Raw genomic sequence first — 24,004 nt, 5'->3', positions numbered from 1 at the left:
AGGCGCCGAGCAAGGAAAGCGCAGCAAGGAACGCCGAGCAAAGAAAAAAGGGCGCCCCGCGAGGGGCGCCCCAGATGGATCGTTGCGAACGATCAGGAGGACAGAGCCGGCGTCAGCCGGAGTAGTACATCTCGAACTCGACCGGGTGCGGGGTGTGCTCGAAGCGGATCACCTCAGTCATCTTCAGCTCGATGTAGGCGTCGATGAAGTCGTCGTCGAAGACGCCACCGGCCTTGAGGAAGTCGCGGTCCTTGTCGAGGCTCTCGAGCGCCTCGCGCAGGCTGCCGCACACCGTCGGGATCTGCTTGAGCTCGGCCTTCGGCAGGTCGTAGAGGTCCTTGTCCATCGCCGGGCCGGGATCGAGCTTGTTCTTGACGCCGTCGAGGCCGGCCATCAGGAGCGCCGCGAAGGCGAGATACGGGTTCGCGAGCGGATCCGGGAAGCGGACCTCGACGCGCTTGGCCTTCGGGTTGGTGGTGTAGGGGATGCGGCACGAGGCCGAGCGGTTACGCGCCGAGTAGGCGAGCAGCACCGGCGCCTCGAAGCCCGGCACCAGACGCTTGTAGGAGTTGGTGGTCGGGTTGGTGAAGGCGTTGATCGCCTTGGCGTGCTTGATCACGCCGGCGATGTAGGACAGGCAGGTCTCCGAGAGGTCGGCGTACTTGTTGCCGGCGAACACCGGCTTGCCGTCCTTCCAGATCGACTGGTGGCAGTGCATGCCCGAGCCGTTGTCGCCGTAGATCGGCTTCGGCATGAAGGTCGCCGTCTTGCCGTAGATGTTGGCGACCATCTGGATGCAGTACTTGTAGGTCATCAGCTGGTCGGCCATGAACGTCATGGGCGCGAACTTCAGGCCGAGCTCGTGCTGGGCCGAGGCCACCTCGTGGTGGTGCTTCTCGACCTTGCAGCCCATCTTGGCCATGGCCGCGAGCATCTCGGAGCGCATGTCCTGCGCCGAGTCCTGCGGCGGCACCGGGAAATAGCCCTTCTTGAAGCCGATGCGGTGGCCGAGATTGCCGCCCTCGTAGTCGGTGGCGCCGTTGATCGGCAGCTCGATCGAGTCGAGCTTGAAGCCGGTCATGTACGGGTCGGCCGAGAACTTGACGTCGTCGAAGATGAAGAACTCGGCCTCGGGGCCGAAATAGATGGTGTCGCCGATGCCCATCGACTTGACGAGCGCCTCGGCCTTCTTGGCCATGCCGCGCGGATCGCGATTGTAGGGCTCGCCGGTGGTCGGCTCGAGCACGTCGCAGACCAGCACCAGGGTGGTCTCGGCGAAGAACGGGTCGATCGTGGCGGTCGCCGGATCCGGCATCAGGCACATGTCGGACTCGTGGATCGCCTTCCAGCCGGCGATCGACGAGCCGTCGAACATGACGCCCTCGGAGAAGGTCTCCTCCTCGATCTGGGAGATGTCCATCGTGACGTGCTGCCACTTGCCGCGCGGATCGGTGAAGCGCAGATCGCAGTACTTTACGTCGTTGTCCTTGATCAGCTTCAGCACGTCTTTGGCCGTCGTCATAGATGCGTCCTTTGCGTTGCGAGCGTTACGAATAACCCGGGGGTTCGGCCAGGCCCGGGTTCAGATGGCGTCCAGGCCGGTCTCTCCGGTGCGGATCCGGATGACCTCCTCGACATTGGAGACGAAGATCTTGCCGTCGCCGATGCGCCCGGTCTGTGCGGCGCGACGGATCGCGTCGATGGCCTTCTCGACCATATCGTCGGCCAGAACAACCTCGATCTTCACCTTGGGAAGGAAGTCGACGACGTATTCGGCGCCCCGATAGAGCTCGGTATGGCCCTTCTGTCGCCCGAAGCCCTTGGCCTCGGTCACGGTGATTCCCTGGAGGCCGACTTCCTGCAAGCCCTCCTTCACCTCGTCGAGCTTGAAGGGCTTAATGATCGCCTCGATCTTCTTCATATCACCTCGTCTCCCCCGGCCCGCCGGAGGCCGTTGCCAGCCGGCCCGCTCCCCCGTTAGCAGGGTCTATGCCAACCGCCGCCGGAGAGGTTTTCCGCCCCTGCCGCAAGCAATTGACGTCGCCATCCCGGGGCCCGGCCGCGGCGGCCCCGGAGCCTGCGCCCAAGAAGTGGGCTGTCTGCTTATATTCGAGGCAGGGTGTGCCCGCAAAGCGCCCCGGCACGGACGGGCGAGGCGGGTTGCCGGTATGGCGATACGAAACGTCCGGTCTCGTCGACGTGTCGTTGTGCTGCGGCGCCGAAGATGAGGCACCGTCGCGATTGCGACATGACGCCGGGCTAAGCCGCGACTATGATGCCGTTACCTCCGGTCGCGACGGAACCCGCATGCCTGCCGCGCAAACGCCGCTCACCCAGGACGCGCTGCTGACGACGACCGAGATGGCCGAGGCCGACCGGCTCGCCATCGCCTCCGGCACGCCCGGCATCGTGCTGATGGAGAATGCCGGCCGCGCCGTCGCCGATGCGGTGACGCGGCGCGATCCGCCCGGCAGCCGGGTCGTCGTGGTCGCCGGCCCCGGCAACAACGGCGGCGACGGCTTCGTCGCCGCGCGCCTCCTCGCCGAGCGGCGCTTCCGGGTGGAGCTGCTGCTGGTCGGATCCGCCGATCGCCTCAAGGGCGACGCCGCCGAGGCGGCGCGGCGCTGGACCGGGCCGGTGCGGCCGGCGACGCCCGAGGGACTCGACGGCGCCCACGTGATCGTCGACGCGCTGTTCGGCGCCGGGCTCGACCGGCCGGTCGAGGGGCTGCCGCGATCCATGATCGAGGCCATGAACGCTGCGGCCGGGCAGGGCGCCCGCGTCGTCGCGGTCGATCTGCCGAGCGGCATCAACGGCATCACGGGCGCCGTGATGGGGGCCGCCGTCACGGCCGACGAGAGCGTTACCTTCTTCCGCGCCAAGCCGGGGCATTGGCTGCTGCCCGGCCGCCTGCATCGCGGCCGCTTGACCATCGCCGACATCGGCATCCCGGAGAGCGTGCTCGACACGGTGCGGCCGCGCTGCATCCTGGTCGGCCCCGACCGTGTCCGCGATACCCTGCCGGTGCCGCAGCTCACCGGCCACAAGTACAGCCGCGGCCACGTCGTGGTGGTGTCTGGCGGTGCCTCGACCACCGGGGCGGCGCGGCTCGCCGCCCGGGCGGCGCTGCGGGCCGGCGCCGGGCTGGTCACGCTCGCGGCGCCGCCGGACGCGATGGCGGTCGACGCCGCGACGAACCTCGCCGTGATGGTGCGCGAGGTCGACGGCGCGGCGGCGCTCGCGGCGGTTCTGGAGGACCGCCGGTTCAACGCCGTCGCTCTCGGCCCGGGACTCGGGGTGGGGGCCGCGACTCGCGACCTCGTCCATGCGGCGTTGGCCGGCCCCCGCGCCGTGGTGCTCGACGCCGACGCGCTGACCAGCTTCGCCGACGATCCCGAGGATTTGTTCGCTGCACTGCGCAAGCGCGGCGGCGCCGCCACGGTCCTGACTCCGCACGACGGCGAGTTCTCCAGACTGTTCGGGCACTTGAGTGAGATTCGTCAGGCCGCGTCGAAGCTCGATAAAGCGCGTGCCGCGGCGGCCGTCGCGAGCGCCGTGGTGCTCCTCAAGGGCGGGGACACGACCATTGCGGATCTTGACGGGCGGGCCGCGATCAATGCCAATGCGCCGGCCCATCTCGCGACCGCGGGAGCCGGCGACGTCCTCACCGGATTCGTCGCCGGCCTGTGCGCCCAGGGGATGGACGGCTTCGCGGCGGCCATGGCCGCCGCCTGGCTCCATGGAGCGGCGGCTGCGGCGATCGGGCCGGGGTTGATCTCAGAGGATCTTTCCGAAGCAATGCCGAGAGTTTATGCGCGTCTCTTCGACTCGCCACAGAGCTCGCCGGCACGCCTTGCCGGAGGCCGCCGATGACCCGGCGGGTGCGCCGGCACGGACGCGGCGGCGGTCTCGCGGACCGCGGCACTACACTCGATCGGAGCAGAAATCGGTGACGACACGGACCGCTGGCTCAACCTTGCCATAATTGATGGGTGGATTGCCGGGTGCGAGGTCGGGGACCCTCGCCACCGGGGCAAGTCCGGACGACGTCGGGGGCGGCGGTCGTCCGGGGGGTAAATCGGGTTTCGGGAGGCGGTGGATGGCCATTCTGCAAACATTGTTGGAGACGGGGGAATCGATCCCGCACGGCGCCTGCATGGGGTGGCGGCCGGAGCTGATCTCCCTGCACGTCGTCTCCGACGTGATCATCGCAGCCTCCTACCTGTCGATTCCCATCGTGCTCGCCGTCTTCGTATCGCGGCGGCCGGACATGATGTTCGGCTGGATCGCCTGGGCCTTCGCGGTCTTCCTGGTCGCCTGCGGGCTCTCCCATCTCCTCGACATCTGGACGATCTGGTACCCGCACTTCGCCGCCGAAGGCCTCGCCAAAGCCCTCACCGCCGTCACCTCGCTCGCCACCGCCGTCGTCCTCTGGCCGCTGCTCCCCAAGGCCCTGAAGATCCCCTCCGCCGACGAGCTGCGCCGCGCCGTCGAAGCCCTCCGCCTTCAAATCCGCGAACGTGATCTCGCCCTCAAGGCGCTGGAGCGCGAGCGCGAGGAGCGCCGCCGCGCCGAGGACATGCTGCGCCAGGCCCAGAAGATGGAGGCGATCGGCCAGCTCACCGCCGGCATCGCCCACGACTTCAACAACCTCATGACCGCCGTCATCGGTAATCTGGAGCGCGCCCGCCGGCTGCTGCCCCAGGACGGCTCCCGCCAGCTCGCCCGGGCGATCCGCGGCGCCGCGCTCGGCGCCGAGCGGGCCGGCGTGCTAACCCACCGGCTGCTCGCCTTCGGCTGCCGCCAGCCGCTCGCTCCCAACGTCATGAACGTCAACGACGTGCTGGAGCACCTCGCCGACACGCTGCGCCGCACCCTCGGCGGCACCATCCGGGTGGTCAGCAACCTGACCTTCGACCTGTGGCCGACCAAGGTCGACGCCGACGCCCTGGAGAGCGCCATCCTCAACCTCGCCGTCAACGCCCGCGACGCCATGCCGGAGGGCGGCAACCTGGTCATCACCACCCGCAACGTGGCCTCCGGCGACGTGCTGATCAGCGAGCTCGGCCTCGCCGCCGGCGACTACATCGAGATCGCCGTCGCCGACACCGGTCTCGGCATGACCGAGGAGGTCGCCAGCCGTGCCTTCGAGCCGTTCTTCACGACCAAGCAGCTCGGCGAAGGCTCCGGCCTCGGCCTCAGCCAGGCCTACGGCTTCGCCGTCCAGTCGGACGGCACGGCGGTGCTCGACAGCACGCCCGGGGAGGGCACGACCGTGAAGCTCTATCTGCCTCGCGCCCAGGTCGCCGCCACCCCGGCGCCGGCCCGCAGCTTCGCCCCCGGACTGCTGACCAACGCCGCGGCGTGTCCATGAGCCAGCACATGAACGGCGGCGGCGTGACCGTGCTGATCGTCGAGGACGAGCCGCTCGTCCTGGACATGATCTCGCAGGAGCTGACCGACCAGGGATTCGCGGTGCTGGAGGCCGACACGGCCGAGGCGGCGCTGTCGATCATCGAGAGCGGCCAGACCGTCGACGTGCTGTTCACCGACATCCGCCTGCCCGGCGAGATGGACGGCTGGCGGCTCGCCGCCACGGTGCGCGAGCAGAAGCCCGAGCTACCGGTCATCTACGCCACCGGCTACACGGTCGAGCGCGCCTCGCAGGTGCCGGGCAGCGTGTTCCTGAAGAAGCCCTACCGGCCGTCGGCCATCGCCGAGACGATTCGCAGCCTGATGGGCGGCAACGGCGGGCCGGGCGCCAACGGGCCGAACTGACCGGCCACCGCCCCACGGGTGCTGCGCCCGCGACGGCGCAACTTCTCGGTGGTCGTCCGCGCAGGCGGACGTTTCAGATCGACCGGCGTGCGCTGTTCAGTCGAGACGCTGCGGCGTACCGGGTGCTCCGCCGGCGCGGAGCACGACGGCGGAGAGGCTTCGGACCCGAACCCAGCCCCTGGGCCGGCGCCCGGCGGCGGCCCGCCGCTCGAGCCGCCGACGCCGATGCGCCCGGCTGCGGCGATCCGGCCGCCCGGTGCCCAAATTTTGTGATGCGCCGGCGGGGGAGCGTGTTATAAGCCCGCCCGCTCGGAGGATCGGCAGGCCGAGCGGCCCCAGGCGGGCGTGGCGGAACTGGTAGACGCGACGGATTTAGGTTCCGTTGACGAAAGTCGTGGGGGTTCAAGTCCCTCCGCCCGCACCACGCCGAGGCTCGCTGCCGCCGGACCGACCGGGCGACCGCGCGACGCGCGCGACCGCCCCATTGATCACCATACGAGACTGACCCGACATGGATGTGACCCAGACCACCGCCGAAGGGCTGAAGCGCGAATTCCGGGTGGTCGTCCCGGCCGCCGATCTCGAGACCCGGCTGAACGACAGGCTGGTCCGCCTGAAGGACCAGGTCCGGCTGAACGGCTTCCGCCCCGGCAAGGTGCCGGTCGCCCATCTGCGCAAGCTCTACGGCCGCGCCGTCATGGCCGAGGCGATCGAGGAGCTGGTCCGCGAGACCAACGCCAAGATCGTCACCGACAACGGGTTCAAGCTCGCCATGGACCCGCAGGTGAAGATGCCGGAGGACAAGGCCGAGATCGAGGCCGTGGTCGACGGCAAGAACGACCTCGCCTACACGGTGGCGCTCGAGGTCGTCCCGGCGATCGAGCTCGCCGACTTCAAGGGGGTCTCGCTCGAGCGCCTGGTCGTCGAGGTCGGGCCGGAGGAGATCCAGGAGGCGCTCAAGCGCCTCGCCGACGGCAACAAGCCGTTCTCGCCCAAGCCCGAGGGTTCGGCCGGCGAGACCGGCGACCGGCTCACCATCTCGTTCGTCGGCCGCATCGGCGGCGAGCCCTTCGAGGGCGGCACCGGCGAGGACATCCAGCTCGTCATCGGCTCCGGCCAGTTCATCCCGGGCTTCGAGGACCAGCTCCTCGGCGCCAAGGCGGGCGACACCCGCACCGTCTCGGTGACGTTCCCGGAGAACTACCTGGCCGAGAAGCTGGCCGGCAAGGCGGCCGAGTTCGACGTCACGGTCAAGTCCGTCGAAGCGCCCGGCGAGGTCGCGATCGACGACGACTTCGCCAAGAAGCTCGGCCTCGAGTCGCTCGCCAAGCTCGAAGAGGCGATCGCCGAGCGGATCAAGGCCGACTACACGGCGCAGAGCCGCCAGAAGCTGAAGCGCCAGCTGCTCGACAAGCTCGACGAGCTGCACAAGTTCGAGCCGCCGCCGACCCTCGTCGACGAGGAGTTCAAGGCGGTGTGGGAGACGGTCCTGTCCGACCTCAAGACCCAGAACCGCACCTTCGCGGACGAGGGCACCGACGAGGAGAAGGCGCGGGCCGAGTACCGCGGCATCGCCGACCGGCGCGTCCGCCTCGGCCTGGTGCTCGCCGAGATCGGCGAGAAGAACGCCATCAAGGTGACGGACGAGGAGATCTCGCGCGCCATCATCGAGCGCGCCCGCCAGTATCCGGGCCAGGAGCAGCAGGTGTGGGACTTCTACCGGAAGAACCCCGGCGCGCTGGCCTCGGTGCGGGCGCCGATCTTCGAGGAGAAGGTCGTCGACTACATCCTCGAGCTCGCCACCGTCACGGACCGCACCGTGCCGAAGGACGAGCTGTTCAAGGACGACGAGCAGGCCGCGGCCTGATCCCGTCGGGGGCGGCCGGGTCGGGACCGCCCCCGCCGCTGTCTCGACCGACGTCAAGGGAGCGCGGCGGGACGCGTCGCCGCCCGCCGATCTCCACCGCGCGGGCCGGCTCGGCCTCGTCGGTCGGCCGCCCGCCACCGGCGTCGAAATGCTGCCGCCCGCGATGCGAATCCCGTAAAGCATGGCTGCCGACGGAGTCTTGTCGCCGGCGGAAGAGGGTATATCTGTGAGCAGTGCGTCGCACCCGGCGCACGGTCTCTCGGGCGGGCCGAAGGCGCCGCCGGCGCCGGCCCGAATCACTCGCAAGGTTGAGCACATGCGCGATCCCGTCGAAACCTACATGAACCTCGTGCCGATGGTGGTCGAGCAGACCAACCGGGGCGAGCGGGCCTACGACATCTTCTCCCGCCTCCTGAAGGAGCGGATCATCTTCGTCACCGGCGTGGTCGAGGACGGGATGGCGACCCTGATCGTCGCCCAGCTGCTCTTCCTTGAGGCGGAGAACCCCAAGAAAGAGATCGCCATGTACATCAACTCGCCGGGCGGCGTGGTGACGGCGGGTCTCGCGATCTACGACACGATGCAGTTCATCCGCCCGGCCGTGTCGACCCTGTGCACCGGCCAGGCCGCCTCGATGGGCTCGCTGCTGCTGGCCGCCGGCCGCAAGGACATGCGCTTCGCCCTGCCGAACGCCCGCATCATGGTCCACCAGCCGTCCGGCGGCTTCCAGGGTCAGGCCACCGACATCATGATTCACGCCCAGGAGATCCTCAATCTCCGCAAGCGGCTCAACGAGATCTACGTCAAACACACCGGCCAGCCGATGAAGAAGATCGAGGAGGCGCTGGAGCGCGACCAGTTCTTCACGGCCGAGGCCGCCAAGGAGTTCGGCCTGATCGACAGCGTGATCGAGCGCCGTCCCGAAGAGGCCGACAAGATCTGAGCCGGTCCGGCCGTCCGTCGCGACGGCGGCCCTCGCGGAGCCGCCGCGACGAGCTCCGCTCCGTCGTCCGGCGAGGCCGGGCGGTTGGTCTGCGGGGTGGCTTGGCCGGCCGCCGGTGCGGCGCCCGGACGGCGCCGCTCTCGCGCCGCCCGCGCGCGACCTCCGGTGCGGGCCGGGTGGGCCGAACCTCATGGCGTGCCACGATTTTCGCCACGATTCGGCGCCACGCTTCGAATCTCGGGGGACGGCACGACTGGAACGTGTCTTGCATGGAATACCGCCGCCCGGCGGAACAAGGCCCTGGCCGGCGGCGTCGTATCGTTAGTGAAATCTTGATCGACCGGGTCTTAGCGTGCTTCGTTAGGCCTACGGTCAGAACGGTCCCTCGATCCTCTGGCGGAAGGTGACGAGTTTGCTAGGTTCCAGGCACGACGGGTCCTCAATGCGACAATCGCCCCTGTCCGCCTACGCGCGGCGGCGGCGGACCTGTGGAGAGTGAAGAATGAGCAAGGTTGGCGGAAGCGACTCCAAGAACACGCTGTATTGCTCGTTCTGCGGCAAGAGCCAGCACGAGGTCCGCAAGCTCATCGCGGGACCCACGGTCTTCATCTGCGACGAGTGCGTCGAGCTGTGCATGGACATCATCCGCGAGGAGAACAAGTCCTCGCTGGTCAAGTCGCGTGACGGCATCCCGACCCCGCGCGAGATCCGCAAGGTGCTGGACGACTACGTGATCGGGCAGGACCACGCCAAGAAGGTCCTGTCGGTCGCCGTCCACAACCACTACAAGCGGCTCAACCACCAGACCAAGCACAACGACGTCGAGCTGGCGAAGTCGAACATCCTGCTGATCGGGCCGACCGGCTCGGGCAAGACGCTGCTCGCCCAGACGCTCGCCCGCATCCTCGACGTGCCGTTCACGATGGCGGACGCGACGACCCTGACCGAGGCCGGCTATGTCGGCGAGGACGTCGAGAACATCATCCTGAAGCTGCTGCAGGCCGCCGACTACAATGTCGAGCGGGCGCAGCGCGGCATCGTCTACATCGACGAGATCGACAAGATCTCGCGCAAGTCCGACAACCCGTCGATCACCCGCGACGTGTCGGGCGAGGGCGTCCAGCAGGCGCTCCTGAAGATCATGGAAGGCACCGTCGCGTCGGTGCCGCCGCAGGGCGGCCGCAAGCATCCGCAGCAGGAGTTCCTGCAGGTCGACACGACCAACATCCTGTTCGTGTGCGGCGGCGCCTTCGCCGGCCTCGAGAAGATCATCTCGGGCCGCGGCCGCACCACCTCGATCGGCTTCGCGGCGCGCGTGATGGCGCCGGAGGACCGCAAGACCGGCGAGATCTTCCGCGAGGTCGAGCCCGAGGATCTGCTCAAGTACGGGCTGATCCCGGAGTTCGTCGGCCGTCTGCCGGTGGTCGCCACCCTCGAGGATCTCGACGAGCCGGCGCTCAAGCGCATCCTGCTCGAGCCGAAGAACGCGCTCGTCAAGCAGTACCAGCGCCTGTTCGAGATGGAGAACATCGACCTCACTCTCGCCGAGGAGGCGCTGGGCGCCATCGCCCGCAAGGCGATCGAGCGCAAGACCGGCGCCCGTGGCCTGCGTTCGATCATGGAGTCGATCCTGCTCGACACCATGTTCGACCTGCCGAGCCTGGAAGGCGTCGAGGAGGTGGTGATCTCCCGCGAGGTGGTCGAGGGCACGGCGCGTCCGCTCTACATCTACGCGGACCGCGCCGCCGGCGACGCCGGCGCCAGCGCCTGACGGGCGTCACACGGTCCGGCGCCCGAGGCGGGCGCCGGCACCGGAAGACCGCGGCGCAATCGCGGTCGGGACGATCCGCGAAGAACACGAATTGCACGCCGGCGTGCGGGGAATACGCCGGCGGGACACCGCCGAAGGAGCGTTGCGGTGGGGGGCGGGGCCGGTTCCTTGACACGCCCCCGACGGCTCTCCACCTAAGACAGGCGGACGTCCGATCAGTCGAGTAAGGCGTTCGAGCCGATGCCCGGGCAGGGATCTCGTCCCCGCCGCGGCGCGCAGATCCAGCCGGTTTGGCTGCGCTCCCTTCCCGGTCCACGACACTCCGTCACGATGCCGCCCGTCGGGTCGTCGCGGAGGGGTTTCCAGAACAACAAGGATCGGACCATGACCACACCTTCGAAGCCGCGCGTGCTGCCCCAGCCCGGAGAGGTCCGGGCCTATCCGGTGCTTCCGCTGCGCGACATCGTGGTTTTCCCGCACATGATCGTGCCGCTCTTCGTGGGGCGCGAGAAATCGATCCGCGCCCTCGAGGAGGTGATGCGGTCCGACTCGTTCATCCTGCTCGCCACCCAGAAGAACGCCTCCGACGACGACCCGGCCGCCGACGCGATCTACGAGGTCGGTACGCTGGCGAGCGTGCTGCAGCTCCTCAAGCTGCCCGACGGCACCGTGAAGGTGCTGGTCGAGGGCACCGAGCGCGCGCGCGTGATCCGCTACACCGACCGCAGCGACTATTACGAGGCCGAGGCCGAGGTGCTGGTCGACAAGATCGGCGAGAAGGTCGAGGCGGAGGCGCTGGCCCGCTCGGTGGTGACCGAGTTCGAAGGCTACGTGAAGCTCAACAAGAAGGTGTCGCCCGAGGTGGTCGGCGTCGTCCAGCAGATCGACGACTACGCCAAGCTCGCCGACACGGTGGCCTCGCATCTCGCCGTCAAGATTCCCGACAAGCAGCTCATCCTCGAGACCGCGACCGTGACCGAGCGGCTCGAGAAGGTCCTGAGCCTGATGGAGAGCGAGATCTCCGTCCTGCAGGTGGAAAAGCGCATCCGGACTCGCGTCAAGCGGCAGATGGAGAAGACCCAGCGCGAGTACTACCTCAACGAGCAGATGAAGGCGATCCAGAAGGAGCTGGGCGACGAGGACGGCCGCGACGAGCTCGCCGAGCTCGAGGACAAGATCAAGAAGACCAAGCTCTCGAAGGAGGCGCGCGAGAAGGCGCAGCACGAGCTGAAGAAGCTGCGCCAGATGTCGCCGATGTCCGCCGAGGCGACGGTGGTGCGCAATTATCTCGACTGGCTGCTGTCGATCCCGTGGAACAAGAAGACCAAGGTCCGCAAGGATCTCGGCGCCGCCCAGGAGGTGCTCGACACCGACCACTACGGCCTCGACAAGGTCAAGGAGCGCATCGTCGAGTATCTCGCCGTGCAGAGCCGCGCCAACAAGCTGACCGGCCCGATCCTCTGCCTCGTCGGCCCGCCCGGCGTAGGCAAGACCTCGCTCGGCAAGTCGATCGCCAAGGCGACCGGCCGCGAGTTCGTGCGCGTGTCGCTCGGCGGCGTGCGTGACGAGGCCGAGATCCGCGGTCACCGGCGCACCTATATCGGCTCGATGCCCGGCAAGATCATCCAGTCGATGCGCAAGGCGAAGTCGTCGAACCCGCTGTTCCTCCTCGACGAGGTGGACAAGATGGGCTCGGACTTCCGCGGCGATCCGTCGTCGGCGCTGCTCGAGGTGCTCGACCCCGAGCAGAACGGCACCTTCAACGACCACTATCTCGAGGTCGACTACGATCTCTCCAACGTGATGTTCATCACCACGGCGAACACGCTGAACATCCCGGCGCCGCTGATGGACCGCATGGAGATCATCCGCATCGCCGGCTACACGGAGGACGAGAAGGTCCAGATCGCCCGTCGGCATCTGATCCCGAACGCGCTCTCCAAGCACGGCCTCGAGGCCAAGGAGTGGGCGATCGACGACGACGCGCTCCTGCTCCTGATCCGGCGCTACACCCGCGAGGCGGGCGTGCGCAATCTGGAGCGCGAGCTGTCGACGCTGGCCCGCAAGGCCGTCAAGGAGCTGATGACCTCGGAGAAGAAGACGGTCGAGGTCACGACGAGCAATCTCGGCGACTATCTCGGCGTGCCGAAGCATCGCCACGGCGAGATCGAGGAGGAGGATCAGGTCGGCGTCGTCACCGGGCTCGCCTGGACGGACGCCGGCGGCGAACTCCTCACGATCGAGGGCCTGATGATGCCCGGCCGCGGCAAGATGACCGTGACCGGCAACCTGCGCGACGTGATGAAGGAGTCGATCTCGGCGGCGGCGTCCTACGTCCGCTCGCGGGCGATCGCCTTCGGCATCGAGCCGCCGCTGTTCGACAAGCGCGACATCCACGTCCACGTGCCGGAGGGGGCGACCCCGAAGGACGGGCCGTCGGCCGGCGTCGCCATGGTGACGGCCATCATCTCGGTGATGACCGGCATCCCGGTCCGCCGCGACGTCGCGATGACGGGCGAGATCACGCTGCGTGGTCGCGTGCTGCCGATCGGCGGTCTCAAGGAGAAGCTGCTCGCTGCGCTCCGCGGCGGCATCAAGACCGTGCTGATCCCGGAGGAGAACGCCAAGGATCTCGTCGACATTCCCGAGAACGTGAAGAGCGGGCTCGAGATCGTTCCGGTGACCCGGATGGACGAGGTTCTGGCCCGGGCGCTGACCCGCGTGCCGGACCCGATCGAGTGGGACGACAAGGCCCAGCCGGCCGCCCCGGCGGCGGCCGACGGCGCCGCCGAGGACGAGGCGTCGGCGCTGACGGCGCACTGAGCCTGTGGCGTCCTGGCTCCTCCCGCGGCACGCGGGAGGCGTCGCGCCTGGCTGCGGGATCGAGACCGCGACGAGCTGGAGACACGAGAGCGGCGCCCACGGGCGCCGCTCTTCGTTGGAGGCGAGCGAGGGACCGGCGACCGCCTTGCGCTCGGCCGTATTCCGGCGATAAATCGCTCCGCAGGGCGGTTAGCTCAGTTGGTAGAGCGGCACGTTTACACCGTGTAGGTCGGCGGTTCGAGCCCGTCACCGCCCACCAGGCCCCGGCGCTGTGTGTAGGCGCGTAGGATGGGTGGAGCCGAAGGTGATACCCATCAAAAGCCGGCGTGGGAGCGATGGGTATCGCCTGCGGCTCCACCCCATCCTACGGGCTGGCGAGGGCATTCGAAACGAGGTCGGCCGCTGCTTTCACGTCTTCGACGATGAGCTTGCCCGGTACACGCACCGATGACAGGCCGATCTTCGCAAGCTTTTCGTCAATCGCAGCGTCCTTTGCCTTCGCTTTTCCACCACGATGGTACCGTGAAGAGTCACAGAACACGGCGAGCTTCTTGTCTGGAAAGAACATATCGGGTTCGGTGATGAGGCCCGGCACGTATCTGAAGTCGATGTCTTTCCATAGCCCGTATAGCGATTGATGAATAAACCCATTATCGAACACGAGCACTTGTAGTAGAGGCGTCAAGCCACGCCGAAGTAGCTCTTGGAGTAAGAAAAGTTCTATGGGAGATTGCGCGCCCCAGACGCGCCTAGGTTCAATTTTTGTGAATGGTTTGTATAAAAGATTGGCGCGATGATTTCTGTATTTCTTTTCGGCTGTTTCGTTTGGAAATCCTAGCGAAACCTCAAGCACGTCAGATTGATTGCATGTCTTGGATAGAAAAAATTGCCCAATAACAATTCCAAGCTCATCGATGAACCCACTTGAATTCGCTCCGATAACAGTTCCGAGGGAGCCGAAGAGGCCGCGGTCCCCCGTGAATGGGTTGAAATGAAAATAACAAGGTTCCATTTCCCGCAAGAGCTTCTGGACGTCTAGATTTGCAACAAGATGTATGTCCTTCTCCTCGATCGCGTCGCGCTTGGACGCTGGCATTAGAGATAGCGCATAGGGTGTTGCAACAGGCGTACCATCCACCTCGTCCAGACGCGCGATGCTGACGACGAGGAAGACAGCCTGGAAGAGCGTTGCTTTTTCCTTGAACAGCTCAATTTCGCCCTCAGACGGCATATCTCGCAATTCGCCGTTAGCAGCTTCGGCCATCCGTGTCCCGTCAGTATTCGTCCGGTCAGAGGTTTACACCGGCGCGAGCGAAACATATGCGGTACAGTGTAGCGCCAATGGAAACGTCGGTGTGAATTGATTCGGCAAAGTCGAGCCCGTAGGGCGCAATAGCGTAACGAATTGCGCCGAACGGCACCCCTGCCGGTTGTTGAAGCCGGCGGAATACGCTTCGCTATTCCGCCCTACGGTCGTCGATCCGGCCTACGCGCGCTGCCGCTCGACCAGGTAGCGGACCGCGAGGGCGATGTGCCGGGGGATCGGCTTGTCCTTGCGGTAGCCGGCGACGAGCCGGCGCGACACCTCGAGTTGCGCGGCCATGCCGTCCAATGTCATGTCGAGATCATCCATGGCCCGGCGGAAGTCGGCATTGTCGAAGGCGACCGGCGGCAGCCGGTCGAGCCAGATCGCCGAGAAGTCCAGCCCGCCGTCCCACTCGATCGCGTCGTCGTGCGCGCTGACGCGCAGCGTGCCGAACAGCGCATCGTCGGTGCGCAGCGGAATGTAGATGCGGCGGCTCTCAAGGGCGGGGGCCAGATCGACGATCCTGGTCTCGCCGGAGCGCCACGTCACCGCGACCTTGCGCCCGTCGAGCGGCGTCGCGGCGGCGATCCGCGGAAGGGCGGGGCCGACCCGGACGATCTCATCGTTCGTTGAGGCGGCTCCATTCATGCTCCAGCGTCTCCCTGTTCTCGGTCGCCCAGTCGAGGGCGACGGCGAGGCTGCGGCGGTCGATCGCGCCGGCCATGACCGAAAGGTCGGAGAGGCGGATCAGCGCCTCGTGGTCCGGCGTCACGACGTGGAAGTGGGGCGGGTTGTGATTCGTCCGCGAACATACGGATCAGCACGCTTCCGAGCGTCGCCAATGTCGGCATGTCCCGCCCCCATCCGGCGACTTAAATAGTGCGCCACATGCACTATGTCCAGGAGTGGTGTGGGCTTCTGCTTCATCCTTCGCTCGACTGCTCCGACCGCGGGCGCCCGGTCGTGCGATCGGGAGAAGTGGATCTGCTGCATCCCGATCCGTCCCTGAACGAGTCTCCGTAGCACCCCGCCTTGCGGGCTCGCCGGCCCGGGACGAAGGTGCGCTCGTTGAGGGCATTTTTCGTTCGGGGAATGATTATGCGGCCAGTCGAGATTTTCTTCGCCGTGCTCGGCGTCGTGGTGCTCTTGGGCGCGGGCTATTACATCACGCGGCCGGTCGATCCGGTGGCCAACGCCCGCTACAAGTGCGAGACCGCGCTGGAGCGCTTCGTCGGCTTCGACATCGCCAAGGCCGAGGCCGACAAGGCCGACATCAAGGGCAACGCCCACACGGGCCGGGTCGAGATGACCTTCTCCCAGAAGGCCGACCGCCATCTCGGCACCTGCGTGTTCCGCAACGGCGAGATGACGATGCTCGATCTCGACGGAAAGCTCCTGGCCGGCCGCCGCGAGTAGCCGGTCGTCGAGGCCCAAAAAAAGGACGTCGTTCGTGGGCCGGCCGATGGCCGGGCCCGGAACCCCGGATGGGCGCCCAGATGGGCCCGAGATGGCGCGCCGTCACGGGCGCTCACGTCACGCAGCGGTGATCTGACACCTTTGTTTCTGCTTGTTTCTGCCGGTGACCGAAGGTGTAATCCGCGCCTGGATCGACAGGGCAGGGTGCGGACATGTGGACACGACTCTTGGAGCCGGTGTTGCAGCCGGCGGTGCTGCGCGGCGACGCCGCCGAGCAGCGGGCGATCGCCGACTATTTTCGGGGGCGGACCGGCGTGTTCGTCGAGGTCGGCGCCTTCGAGCCGATCACCCTGTCGCAGACCTATGCGCTCGAGCAGGCCGGCTGGACCGGGCTCCTGGTCGAGCCGGTGCCGGCGCATGCCGCGGCGCTACGCGCGGTGCGTCGCGCGCCGGTCGCCGAGGTCGCCTGCGTGGCGCCCGAGCAGGCCGGCACGCTCCTGCCGATGACGTTCCGGGGATGCCTCAGCGTGCTCGGCGAGACGGGCGAGGGCGAGACCATCGCGGTGCGCGGCACCACCCTCGATGCCCTGCTGGCGGAGCACGGCATCTCCACCATCGACTTCCTCTCGGTCGACGTCGAAGGCGCCGAGGTCGACGTGCTGCGCGGCCTCTCTCTCGATCGCATCCGGCCGCATCTGATCATGATCGAGGACTTCGCCGACGACAATTCCCGCCACCGCTTCATGCAGTCCGTCGGCTATCGCCGGGTTCGCCGCACCGGCAACAACAGCTGGTACGTCGACCGCACGACGCCGTTCCAGGTCTCGGCGTTCGGCCACTGGCAGCTCCTGCGCAAGTATCACCTGTCGCGACCGGTGCGCTGGGCGAAGCGCAGTCTGAGGGCGGCGCGCCGGCGCGTCGCCTGAGGCGCGTGGCGACGGGTCGGACGCCGCGGCGCCGACCCGCCCGTCGTTCTCGGCCGGATGGCCGCGGTCACTGGCCGACGGCGTCGCCGACGCACTTCTTGGTGAAGCTCGTCTTGGCGGCGCCGGCGAGCTTCTTCTCGGCCGCCGAGGCGTCGCAGGACGCCTGGGCGTCGGTCTCGCACTTCTTCATGAAGCTGGTCAGGGCGGCGCCGTGCAGCTTCTTCTCGGTCGCCTGCGCCTTGCAGGAGCCGGGGGCGGGCGGCGTCTGCGCGTGCGCCGTCACGGAGACGAGGAGGGCGGTCGCAACGAGGGCGGTCGCGGCGAGCATGGTCTTCACGAGCGAATCTCCCGGGTTTTTCGCGCGCGTGCGCGCGCAGCCCGGGCGGTAGCCCGCGATGATGGCGCCACGACGGCGCGGCGCCGTCGTGGCCGTGCATACGAAGCGCGCGGGGCTGCGGCGGGGCGCCGTGGCGCCGCCGCCGGTCAGCGGGCCGGCGGGGTGGCGAGCAGCCGCTCGGTCCAGAACGCGCTCTTGGTGACGAACACGTTGTAGCCGACCGCGTGGTTGGTCTTGATGTGGTCCAGGAAGGCGGCGTCGCGCACCTCCTCGAACCGGCCGGTGCGCGGGTCGAGCACGAACTCGCGGCAGCCCGGCTGCGCCAACACCCAGCGGGTGACGCCGTGGCTGCGGTCGGAGCCGTGCTCCTCGGCGAGGATCACGCTGTCGGCGTCGAGCAGCCGCTGCCCGCCCTTCAAGGCGTCGATCTCGACGCCCTCGACATCCAGCTTGACGATGAACCGGCCGGACGGGTCGAGCGTGCCGTCGTCGATCAGGCTGTCGAGCGAGACGACCGGCACCTCCTCGCAGAACGCGGCATCGTCCGCGCCGGCGATCGTGAAGGCCTCGTGCTTGTGGCCGGAGAGCCTCGCGACGCCGCCCGCCGTGGCGCCGATCGCCTGGTGGCGGACCGTGAAGCGGTTGCCGTTGAGGGCGGCGTTGCGGCGCAGCTTCTCGGCGTTGCGCGACGACGCCTCGATGGCGATCGCCGGGTGCGCCCCGTAGGGCCGGCTCGTCGCCAGCACGGACCACAGGCCGTAGTTCGCGCCGCAGTCGACGAACGTGTAGTCGACGTCGACGACGTTCATCAGGAAGCGCTCGAGCTCGATCTCGTAGACATAGCTGCGGTCGAGCAGCACGCTCCAGTACGGATCGCCGAACGGAAAGGCGAAGCGGGCGTCGTCGTTGAGCTGAACCAGCGTCTCGCGGGGATCGAGCGCGGGCCCGAGAATCCGGCAGCCGAGCGAGAAGCCGCGATGCGCGAACGGCTCCGTCAACCGCGCGCCGGCCCTGATGGCGATCGCGGCGAGTCGCTCTTTCAGGGTCGCGCCGTCGAGCCGCCCGGTGCGACGGTCGAAGGTCAGGGGCGTAACGGGCCGCGGGTCGGAAGCTGACATGAAGACGAAGTCTTTCGCTGCGTCTGTTTCTGAATGTTTCTGTCTCATCACGACAGAAGACCGGGGGGCCCGGTATTCGATCAGCTTTCATACGCGGGACCGCCGGCCGAGAAAAGCCGCCCGGCCGCCGATCCGGGAGCCTGCCGGCGCAGATTTAAATTAAAGTAAAATCCTTGACGTCGCCCCGGCGACCCACCGGCGCCACGGCGCGTCCGGCCGCGAACGAACGGCGTTCATTGAGGTTCAGGTCGCGCGCGACCGAGATCGCCATGGTCGTCCTCGCCCGGATTCTGCCCCGGCGAGAGGGCTCGCGGCTCCGATCACGGTTTCGCGAGGATGCGTCGGGCAGGCTTCTGCCGCGAGGGCAGACCGCCCGGCCTGTCCCCGCTGCGGGACCGGCATCCCCGAACGGGCATGCCGCCGTCCGCCGTCCGGGCGTAAAAGGCGGGGGCGGCCGGCCCGGGGCGGCCGCCGCGGGAAGCGGGTTCTCACATGACGCTGCGTGACATGGCGCTGGCGGCGCTCGCCAACGTGATCTGGGGCTTCACTTATGTGGCCTATCCGATCGCGCTGGAGAGCTTCACGGCCTCGCAGATGGCGGTGCTCCGCTTCGTTCTCGCCGCCCTGCCGGTCGTGCTGGTGGCGCGGCCGGCGCCGTGGCGGACCATCCTGGCGGTCGGGGCGACGCTGCTGACCGGGCAGTTCCTGCTCCTGTTCTTCGCGCTCGCCGCCGGGCTGCCACCGGGCCTCGCCTCGGTGACGACCCAGATGCACGCCTTCTTCGCCGTGCTGATCGCCGCCGTGGTGCTGCGCGAGTATCCGACGCGGCGGCAGGGGATCGGGCTCGTCGTCGCCTTCACGGGGCTGCTGCTGATAGGCCTCACGATCGGCGCCGATCTGCCGCCGGTCGCGCTGGGGTTGGCGATGGCCGCCGCGATGAGCTGGGCGACCGGCTCCATCCTGCTGCGCAAGACGCCGCGCGGCGTCGCCATGGGGCCGCTGATCGTCTGGTGCAGCCTGGTGCCGCCGATCCCCGCCTATCTGGCCTCGCTGCTGCTCGACCACGACGCCTCGCTCTATTCGGCCGTGGTCCATGCGAGCCTCGGCAGCTTGGTCGCCGTCGTGTTTCTCGGCACGCTCGCGACGACGCTCGCCTTCGGCATCTGGGGCTATCTGATGCAGCGCTATCAGAGCGCCGCGGTGGCGCCCTTCGCGCTCCTCTCGCCGTGCACCGGCGTCGTCGCGGTCGCGCTGATCTTCGGCGAGCGTTTCGGTCCGCTGCGCGCCGCCGGCATGGTGTGCATCCTCGCCGGCCTCGTCATCGTCGTGCTGCCATGGCCGCAGGTGGCGGCGCGCGCCCGGGCGATGCTGCGGGACGAGCCGGCTTGCCCGCCGCCATCGACGTGAGCATCCTGGGCCGGCTCGTGCGGGGGCGCGCGTCGCGTGACTCGCGCCCTGCGTGACTCGCGCCCGGCGCGACAGGAGAGTCGGATGAGCCTGCATCTCGTGATCGGCAACAAGAACTACTCGTCGTGGTCGTTCCGCCCGTGGATCGCCATGACGGTCGCCGGCATCCCGTTCGAGGAGACCGTGGTGTCGCTCGGCGATCCCGACTTCAAGGCGACCGTTTCGGCGCATTCCGGCACCGGCAAGGTGCCGGTGCTGATCGACGGCGACGTGCGCGTCTGGGAGTCACTCGCGATCATCGAATATGTCGCCGACCAGCACCCCGAAGCGGGCCTGTGGCCGGCCGACCGGGTGGCGCGCGCGCATGCGCGGGCGATCGCGACCGAGATGCACGCCGGCTTCGCGGCGTTGCGCAAGGCGCTGCCGATGAACTTCTGGCGGCCGCCGAAGCAGCTCGCGCTCGCCGACGACGTGATGCGCGACGTCGCCCGCATCGAGGCGATCTGGCGCGACTGCCGCAAGCGGTTCGGGGCAGGTGGCCCGTTCCTGTTCGGTGCCTTCGGGGCGGCCGACGCCATGTATGCGCCGGTGGTGTCGCGCTTCTTCACCTATGCGATCGAGGTCGGGCCGGACACGAAGGCCTACATGCAGGCGGTGGCGGCCTTGCCCGCCTGGATCGCCTGGCGGGATGCCGCGCTGCGCGAGCCTTGGGTGCTGCCGGAGGACGAGCCCGACTGGCCCGAGGTGCCGCGCCTGCCGGCGTGAGCCGCGCGGTGACCGGAGACGGCCGGTAAAATGAGACCCGCAAAAGAGAAGAGCCCGGCGACTGGCCGGGCTCTCGAGTCACCGCCGCCTGTGCAACGGCAGTCCTCTGCGCAGTGACGGACGGGGCCGCCGTTCGGGGGTCGAACTATTCTCCGCGCAGCTTGTCCTTCAGGCCGCCGACGGCGTTCTGCAGCTTGCCGGACGCCTTGTCGGCCTTGCCCTCGGCTTCCATCTTCTTGTCGCCGGTGAGCTTGCCGGCGCCTTCCTTCACGGCGCCCTTGGCCTGGTCCATCGAGCCTTCGATCCGGTCCTTGTCCATAGTGTCCTCCTTGCTGTCGTCGGAGGGGAAACGACGGGCAACGGGACCGGTTCCGTGATCGATCCCGATCGGTCGGTGTCGCGACACCGCGCCTCGCCTACCGGACGGCGCCGTCGCGCCGCAGGACCGCCGCCTCGGCGTCGTCGAGGTCCATCTCGTCCCAGCCGGTGATCATGGTCCGGAGCTGATCGCCCACTGTATGTCCGGTGGTGATCACGTAGACGTGCATGATCAGGAAGGCGATCATCACGAAGGCGGCGGCCGTGTGGATCGTGGCGATCGCCTCAAGCCCGGCGGTCGCCCACGGTCTCTGGTGCCAGAGGTCGTAGGTGAGCAGCATCGTGCCGCTCGCCCAGATGACCGGGAACAGCACCAGCTTCAGCATCAGATAGGTCAGCGCCTGCAGCGCATTGTGCTTGCGGCGCAGGGTCTTGCGGAACGGGTGCGGGTCGCCGCGGAAGATCCCGAGCGTGTAGAAGCGCAGGATCGGACCGAGGCCCTGCAGGGTCGGCAGATAGTGGCGCCATTGACCGGTCGTCAGGTGCCAGAAGATGGCGAACAGCCACAAGACCACCAGGCCGACGGCACCGGCGACATGGAGCGTCAGCATGTCGCCGTACTTCATCAGGTGGTGGACGCCGTGCAGGCCGAGTCCCGACCCGATCAGCACCAGGACGAGAAAGGCCTGGCTCCAGTGCCAGAAGCGCTCGAAACGTGTGAAGACCTTCACCTGCATCACGGCCATGTCGGCGTCTCCTTGCGACGGAACCGCATCACGAGGCGCATCAGGCCGTGGCCGATGACGCCGGCGAGGACGAGACCGATCAAGCCGGCGCCGAGCACGTCCACCCAGCGGGCGCTGTCGCGGCCCGGCATGTAGAACCCGGCGAGGTTCGCGAGACGTCCGTCGGCACGATGGCACTCGCCGCACTTCACCGCCTTGTCCTTGGGGGCGACCATGTGGGTCTGCGGCCAGTACATCTCGGTTTCGACGAAGCCGAACTTGCCGGACCAGGGCAGGCCCATCGCCGCCATGCCGGCCGAGATCGACTTGTCCCAGTTGAAGCCCCGCCAGTAGGCGGCGTCGGTCGGCCCGAACACGTGCAGATAGACGAAGTGATTCTGTCCGCTGTCGTAGGGCTGCTTGCCGGTCATCACCTTGAACGGCCAGATCCGTGACTTCGGGTCGCCTGGCTTGCCGGAGATCGGGTTGATCGGGATCGGCTGCTTGGCAGGATCGAACACGCGCTCGGCGTTCTGGTAGATGATCTCGCCGTCGAACCAGAAGTACTTGGGCTTCACGTTCTCGGCGAGTACGTAGTCGCCCTTGATCGATTCGTAGACCGGGCGGCCCTTGTCGTCCCGGATCTGGAACGGCTTGCCGTCGCGCAGCCGGCCCGAGGTCGACCAGTCCCAGCGCATCTTGGTCGGCACGCCGCCCCGCGCGAAGGCGGGCACGTGGCAGCTCTGGCAGGCGAGCTTCTCGACATGCGTGTTGAGGGTGACGTCGGTGAGCGACCAGCCCTTGTGCGGACGCAGCCCGTGACAGGACTCGCAGGTGGCGACGTCGCGGCGCTGGCCGGGACCGGGCTGGCCCTTGGTGTCGACGGCGTGGACGTCGTAGCGGCTGCCCGCCCACACGTGCTTCTGCGTGACGTGGCAGGCCGTGCAGGCGAAGTTCAGCCCCTTGGCATCCATGTGGACGTCGAGCTCGCGGTTCGGCGCGAGCAGGGACGAGTCGAGCGACCCGTGCTTCACGCCGTCGCCGCCGCCGCCGTAGAAGTGACACGCGCCGCAGTTCTCCCGGCCCGGCAGCCCGACGCTGCGGGCGACCTGCGAGAGGTTCGGCACGGTCCCGATCTGCCGGCCCTCCTGCATGATCGGCGTGTAGGGCGGATGTCCCGCGCCGGTCGGGTTCTTCCAGTAGGTGGCCGACCGGTCGTGACAGATCAGGCAGTCGACGTTCTCCTGCCGGGTGAAGTCGAAGGTCGCGTCCTTCCAGCCGAAGCCGGTATGGCAGCTCGTGCAGCGCGGCTCGTTGGACGTGACGCTGGCGCAGAAGTCGTTGATCACGTTCTTCTTGCCGAGACGCTGGCCGGTTCGGGGATTGGTGTAGTCCCAGCTCCAGTGGAGCGTGCCCATCACCTGCTTGGCCGCCTCCGTGTGGCAGGAGAGGCAGGCCTTGGTGACCTCGGGGCCGGACTTGAAGTCCTGCTGGAGGATCTCGAACTTGTTGTGATCGGCCGTGCCGCCTGCCGGCTTCGAGCCGACCTGGCCGTGCGTGTAAGGGCTTTTCGGCGGGACTTGGGCGTGCGCGTCGTGATGACTTCCGAAGGCGAGAGCCGAGGCGGCCAGAAGCGCGAGGAGGAGCGGTCCGGACCGCGATGCGGAGATTGCCGTCACATCGGTCTCCTCTGGCGAGAAGGGAGACCGTCAGCGTGCGTCACTTGCACATATAAGAAATGATGAAGGTCAAGACGCCGGCGCTTTTTGTTGCGTCCATCGCAACGATGCGCGGTCACATGTATTTCGCTACCGCTCGTGATCTGGACGTCCGACACCGAGCCTTCGTCGATGTCGATCCTCCGGGGGCCGCGAAGACACGGCCCCCGGATGCACGCTGCCGACGGCGCGCCGTGACTGAACCGCGGCCTCAGGCCGGAAGCACCGCCACGATGTGCATGTTGTTCGGGTCGACGATGACGATCTGATCCCCGACGATGAAGTACTCGTACGCCCGCCAGGCCGGATAGATCTCCACCACGGTCGAGGGCACGCGGGCGAGACGCACCGACCGCGGGACCGTCGTGCCGACGCTCAGCGAGAAGTCGACGCGGCTGACCCGCGGCGCGTTGCTCTCCTTGATGATGGTCTCGCGGATCCGGGTGCGCTGCTCGGTGTTCAGGTTCACCGTGGTGTTGTTCGTCGTGCTGGTCGACGAGCTGCCCGTGCGCTGCTCGGTCGTGGAATCGCCCCGCCGCTCGCTCGCCGACTGCCCGGTCCGCTCGGAGCCGGAGCCGCGCTGATCCTGCCCGGTGCGGGTGCGATCCTGATCGCGGCCGCGCTCGCTCTCGGACGTCTTGCCGCCGGACTTCTCCGACGTGCCGGAGCGCTGGTCGGAGCCGCCGGAGCGGCGGTCCGGCGCTGTGGTCGTGGCGCCGGGGCCTTCCTTGGCGCTCGGGCTCTGCGCCCCGGAGCCGCCGGACTGCGCCGCGCCGGTGCCCTGGC

General features: G+C 68.0%; 22 protein-coding genes and 2 tRNA genes. 13 read left to right on the top strand and 11 right to left on the bottom strand.

All coding sequences use genetic code 11. The features are described 5' to 3' along the window. Positions 1 to 112: 112 nt before the first annotated feature. Together glnA and CCR97_RS02075 are read right to left on the bottom strand one after the other, a co-directional pair. Positions 113 to 1,522 carry a type I glutamate--ammonia ligase gene (glnA, locus tag CCR97_RS02080; protein WP_111356759.1) on the bottom strand — a complete coding sequence of 470 codons (1,410 nt, stop codon included), beginning with the start codon at positions 1,520 to 1,522 and terminating at the stop codon, positions 113 to 115. Positions 1,523 to 1,582: 60 nt separating this feature from the next. After that, entirely contained in the window at positions 1,583 to 1,921 is a 339-nt protein-coding gene (locus CCR97_RS02075) for a P-II family nitrogen regulator (protein WP_111356758.1), read from the bottom strand. A gap of 386 nt (positions 1,922 to 2,307) precedes the next feature. Here CCR97_RS02075 and CCR97_RS02070 point away from each other — a divergent pair, with 386 nt between their 5' ends. The 9 genes from CCR97_RS02070 (at position 2,308) to CCR97_RS02030 (ending at position 13,441) form a co-directional block, all read left to right on the top strand. Next, positions 2,308 to 3,873 carry an NAD(P)H-hydrate dehydratase gene (locus CCR97_RS02070; protein ID WP_244670216.1) on the top strand — a complete coding sequence of 522 codons (1,566 nt, stop codon included), beginning with the start codon at positions 2,308 to 2,310 and terminating at the stop codon, positions 3,871 to 3,873. A gap of 226 nt (positions 3,874 to 4,099) precedes the next feature. Then, positions 4,100 to 5,374, top strand: coding sequence for an ATP-binding protein (locus CCR97_RS02065; protein ID WP_111360274.1), 1,275 nt, complete (start codon positions 4,100 to 4,102; stop codon positions 5,372 to 5,374). Then, positions 5,371 to 5,778 (top strand): response regulator, encoded by a 408-nt coding sequence (locus tag CCR97_RS02060; RefSeq protein ID WP_244670215.1) that lies wholly within the window; start codon positions 5,371 to 5,373, stop codon positions 5,776 to 5,778. The genes CCR97_RS02065 and CCR97_RS02060 overlap by 4 nt, the downstream gene beginning before the upstream one ends. Before the next feature lie 339 nt (positions 5,779 to 6,117). Then, positions 6,118 to 6,202 (top strand) — tRNA-Leu (locus tag CCR97_RS02055). Positions 6,203 to 6,289: 87 nt separating this feature from the next. Beyond that, on the top strand, positions 6,290 to 7,645 hold the full coding sequence (tig, locus tag CCR97_RS02050; RefSeq protein ID WP_111358851.1) for a trigger factor: 1,356 nt from the start codon (positions 6,290 to 6,292) through the stop codon (positions 7,643 to 7,645). 316 nt (positions 7,646 to 7,961) lie between these two features. Beyond that, positions 7,962 to 8,588: an ATP-dependent Clp endopeptidase proteolytic subunit ClpP gene (gene clpP, locus CCR97_RS02045; RefSeq protein ID WP_111358852.1), complete on the top strand. Its 627-nt coding sequence runs from the start codon at positions 7,962 to 7,964 to the stop codon at positions 8,586 to 8,588. A 502-nt stretch (positions 8,589 to 9,090) separates the two neighbouring features. Continuing rightward, entirely contained in the window at positions 9,091 to 10,359 is a 1,269-nt protein-coding gene (gene clpX / locus CCR97_RS02040; protein WP_111358853.1) for an ATP-dependent Clp protease ATP-binding subunit ClpX, read from the top strand. A 384-nt stretch (positions 10,360 to 10,743) separates the two neighbouring features. Then, the gene (gene lon / locus CCR97_RS02035) at positions 10,744 to 13,182 is read left to right on the top strand and encodes an endopeptidase La (RefSeq protein ID WP_111358854.1); all 2,439 of its coding nucleotides are present in this window, start codon (positions 10,744 to 10,746) and stop codon (positions 13,180 to 13,182) included. Positions 13,183 to 13,365: 183 nt separating this feature from the next. Further along, positions 13,366 to 13,441 (top strand) — tRNA-Val (locus CCR97_RS02030). A gap of 105 nt (positions 13,442 to 13,546) precedes the next feature. Here CCR97_RS02030 and CCR97_RS02025 read toward each other — a convergent pair. The 3 genes from CCR97_RS02025 to CCR97_RS02015 form a co-directional block, all read right to left on the bottom strand. Next, positions 13,547 to 14,446 (bottom strand): PDDEXK family nuclease, encoded by a 900-nt coding sequence (locus tag CCR97_RS02025; protein WP_146618921.1) that lies wholly within the window; start codon positions 14,444 to 14,446, stop codon positions 13,547 to 13,549. Positions 14,447 to 14,668: 222 nt separating this feature from the next. After that, positions 14,669 to 15,136: a DUF2442 domain-containing protein gene (locus CCR97_RS02020; RefSeq protein ID WP_111359936.1), complete on the bottom strand. Its 468-nt coding sequence runs from the start codon at positions 15,134 to 15,136 to the stop codon at positions 14,669 to 14,671. Next, positions 15,108 to 15,260 (bottom strand): DUF4160 domain-containing protein, encoded by a 153-nt coding sequence (locus tag CCR97_RS02015; protein WP_111359937.1) that lies wholly within the window; start codon positions 15,258 to 15,260, stop codon positions 15,108 to 15,110. The genes CCR97_RS02020 and CCR97_RS02015 overlap by 29 nt, the downstream gene beginning before the upstream one ends. Positions 15,261 to 15,580: 320 nt before the next feature. Here CCR97_RS02015 and CCR97_RS02010 point away from each other — a divergent pair, with 320 nt between their 5' ends. Then, positions 15,581 to 15,904 (top strand): hypothetical protein, encoded by a 324-nt coding sequence (locus CCR97_RS02010; protein WP_111359938.1) that lies wholly within the window; start codon positions 15,581 to 15,583, stop codon positions 15,902 to 15,904. A gap of 212 nt (positions 15,905 to 16,116) precedes the next feature. Then, positions 16,117 to 16,830 (top strand): FkbM family methyltransferase, encoded by a 714-nt coding sequence (locus CCR97_RS02005; protein WP_111359939.1) that lies wholly within the window; start codon positions 16,117 to 16,119, stop codon positions 16,828 to 16,830. A gap of 67 nt (positions 16,831 to 16,897) precedes the next feature. Here CCR97_RS02005 and CCR97_RS02000 read toward each other — a convergent pair whose 3' ends face one another. Then, positions 16,898 to 17,158, bottom strand: coding sequence for a PsiF family protein (locus CCR97_RS02000; RefSeq protein WP_111359940.1), 261 nt, complete (start codon positions 17,156 to 17,158; stop codon positions 16,898 to 16,900). A 155-nt stretch (positions 17,159 to 17,313) separates the two neighbouring features. Next, positions 17,314 to 18,285, bottom strand: a complete 972-nt coding sequence (locus tag CCR97_RS01995) for an FkbM family methyltransferase (RefSeq protein ID WP_111359148.1) — start codon at positions 18,283 to 18,285, stop codon at positions 17,314 to 17,316. Between the two features lie 492 nt (positions 18,286 to 18,777). Here CCR97_RS01995 and CCR97_RS01990 point away from each other — a divergent pair, with 492 nt between their 5' ends. Both CCR97_RS01990 and CCR97_RS01985 read left to right on the top strand, forming a co-directional pair. Further along, complete coding sequence (locus CCR97_RS01990; protein WP_111359147.1) at positions 18,778 to 19,692, top strand: EamA family transporter; 915 nt, start codon at positions 18,778 to 18,780, stop codon at positions 19,690 to 19,692. 84 nt (positions 19,693 to 19,776) lie between these two features. Next, positions 19,777 to 20,457 (top strand): glutathione S-transferase family protein, encoded by a 681-nt coding sequence (locus CCR97_RS01985; RefSeq protein ID WP_111359146.1) that lies wholly within the window; start codon positions 19,777 to 19,779, stop codon positions 20,455 to 20,457. Between the two features lie 145 nt (positions 20,458 to 20,602). Here CCR97_RS01985 and CCR97_RS01980 read toward each other — a convergent pair whose 3' ends face one another. From CCR97_RS01980 to CCR97_RS01965, 4 genes are all read right to left on the bottom strand, one after another. After that, entirely contained in the window at positions 20,603 to 20,776 is a 174-nt protein-coding gene (locus CCR97_RS01980) for a CsbD family protein (RefSeq protein ID WP_111359145.1), read from the bottom strand. Between the two features lie 97 nt (positions 20,777 to 20,873). Further along, positions 20,874 to 21,521: a cytochrome b/b6 domain-containing protein gene (locus CCR97_RS01975; RefSeq protein WP_111359144.1), complete on the bottom strand. Its 648-nt coding sequence runs from the start codon at positions 21,519 to 21,521 to the stop codon at positions 20,874 to 20,876. Further along, complete coding sequence (locus CCR97_RS01970; RefSeq protein WP_111359143.1) at positions 21,512 to 23,179, bottom strand: tetrathionate reductase family octaheme c-type cytochrome; 1,668 nt, start codon at positions 23,177 to 23,179, stop codon at positions 21,512 to 21,514. The genes CCR97_RS01975 and CCR97_RS01970 overlap by 10 nt, the downstream gene beginning before the upstream one ends. 250 nt (positions 23,180 to 23,429) lie before the next feature. Then, on the bottom strand, positions 23,430 to 24,004 hold a 575-nt coding region (locus tag CCR97_RS01965; protein WP_201159261.1), incomplete at its 5' end, for a DUF1236 domain-containing protein.

Origin of the sequence: Rhodoplanes elegans, from assembly GCF_016653355.1 — a bacterium.
GTDB classification, from domain to species: Bacteria; Pseudomonadota; Alphaproteobacteria; order Rhizobiales; family Xanthobacteraceae; genus Rhodoplanes; species Rhodoplanes elegans.
This window is presented reverse-complemented; position numbering and strand designations above follow the sequence as displayed.

What these genes read in the sequence shown, in the direction of transcription:
- glnA (WP_111356759.1), bottom strand. Translation starts at nt 1,522, where the DNA reads ATGACGACGGCCAAAGACGTGCTGAAGCTGATCAAGGACAACGACGTA.
- CCR97_RS02075 (WP_111356758.1), bottom strand. Translation starts at nt 1,921, where the DNA reads ATGAAGAAGATCGAGGCGATCATTAAGCCCTTCAAGCTCGACGAGGTG.
- CCR97_RS02070 (WP_244670216.1), top strand. Translation starts at nt 2,308, where the DNA reads ATGCCTGCCGCGCAAACGCCGCTCACCCAGGACGCGCTGCTGACGACG.
- CCR97_RS02065 (WP_111360274.1), top strand. Translation starts at nt 4,100, where the DNA reads ATGGCCATTCTGCAAACATTGTTGGAGACGGGGGAATCGATCCCGCAC.
- CCR97_RS02060 (WP_244670215.1), top strand. Translation starts at nt 5,371, where the DNA reads ATGAGCCAGCACATGAACGGCGGCGGCGTGACCGTGCTGATCGTCGAG.
- tig (WP_111358851.1), top strand. Translation starts at nt 6,290, where the DNA reads ATGGATGTGACCCAGACCACCGCCGAAGGGCTGAAGCGCGAATTCCGG.
- clpP (WP_111358852.1), top strand. Translation starts at nt 7,962, where the DNA reads ATGCGCGATCCCGTCGAAACCTACATGAACCTCGTGCCGATGGTGGTC.
- clpX (WP_111358853.1), top strand. Translation starts at nt 9,091, where the DNA reads ATGAGCAAGGTTGGCGGAAGCGACTCCAAGAACACGCTGTATTGCTCG.
- lon (WP_111358854.1), top strand. Translation starts at nt 10,744, where the DNA reads ATGACCACACCTTCGAAGCCGCGCGTGCTGCCCCAGCCCGGAGAGGTC.
- CCR97_RS02025 (WP_146618921.1), bottom strand. Translation starts at nt 14,446, where the DNA reads ATGGCCGAAGCTGCTAACGGCGAATTGCGAGATATGCCGTCTGAGGGC.
- CCR97_RS02020 (WP_111359936.1), bottom strand. Translation starts at nt 15,136, where the DNA reads ATGAATGGAGCCGCCTCAACGAACGATGAGATCGTCCGGGTCGGCCCC.
- CCR97_RS02010 (WP_111359938.1), top strand. Translation starts at nt 15,581, where the DNA reads ATGATTATGCGGCCAGTCGAGATTTTCTTCGCCGTGCTCGGCGTCGTG.
- CCR97_RS02005 (WP_111359939.1), top strand. Translation starts at nt 16,117, where the DNA reads ATGTGGACACGACTCTTGGAGCCGGTGTTGCAGCCGGCGGTGCTGCGC.
- CCR97_RS02000 (WP_111359940.1), bottom strand. Translation starts at nt 17,158, where the DNA reads ATGCTCGCCGCGACCGCCCTCGTTGCGACCGCCCTCCTCGTCTCCGTG.
- CCR97_RS01995 (WP_111359148.1), bottom strand. Translation starts at nt 18,285, where the DNA reads ATGTCAGCTTCCGACCCGCGGCCCGTTACGCCCCTGACCTTCGACCGT.
- CCR97_RS01990 (WP_111359147.1), top strand. Translation starts at nt 18,778, where the DNA reads ATGACGCTGCGTGACATGGCGCTGGCGGCGCTCGCCAACGTGATCTGG.
- CCR97_RS01985 (WP_111359146.1), top strand. Translation starts at nt 19,777, where the DNA reads ATGAGCCTGCATCTCGTGATCGGCAACAAGAACTACTCGTCGTGGTCG.
- CCR97_RS01980 (WP_111359145.1), bottom strand. Translation starts at nt 20,776, where the DNA reads ATGGACAAGGACCGGATCGAAGGCTCGATGGACCAGGCCAAGGGCGCC.
- CCR97_RS01975 (WP_111359144.1), bottom strand. Translation starts at nt 21,521, where the DNA reads ATGGCCGTGATGCAGGTGAAGGTCTTCACACGTTTCGAGCGCTTCTGG.